Source organism: Micromonospora sp. DSM 43699, from assembly GCF_055517075.1.
Genome location: NZ_JBTMMT010000251.1, coordinates 1 through 416, shown reverse-complemented (window position 1 = coordinate 416; position 416 = coordinate 1). Strand labels below are relative to the sequence as shown.

The 416-nt window shown below is 74.3% G+C and carries 1 protein-coding gene; it reads right to left on the bottom strand.

Going from position 1 to position 416, the window contains the following annotated elements:
• Positions 1-289: GntR family transcriptional regulator (locus AC0AIB_RS31500; protein WP_465098129.1), on the bottom strand; the 289-nt coding region annotated here is incomplete at its 3' end.
• Between the last annotated feature and the right edge of the window lie 127 nt (positions 290-416).

The following is a 416-nucleotide window of genomic DNA, read 5'->3' as shown; positions in this document are numbered from 1 at the left end:
CCGCGGTCAGCTGCTCGTACGCCTCGGTGACCAGTCCGCGCGACACCCCCAGGTCGGCCGCGAGTTCACGGCTGGAGGGCAGCCTCGTGCCGGCCGCGAGGCGGCCGGAGCGAACCGCCTCCCGCAGCGCGGACCGGAGCGCGCGCCCCCGCCCGCGCGCCGGAGCGGCAGCGGCGGGCAGCAGCAACTCCCAAGCAGGGGAGAGGGAGTCGGTCCCATCACCTCCTGTGCCGCCGCCGTCCGTCGCGCGCGTGGGCCGCCGGTCCGGATTGGTCCCCGAAGACGTCATGGAAGTGGACCTTAAACCGGTCCGACGCCGACCCTAGCGTCGGGCCCATGAACGCAACCTCTCTGCGCGGGGCCCTCCTCGCGGCCCTCGCGTGTGTGCTGGTGGGGGCATCCTTCACGGCCAACAG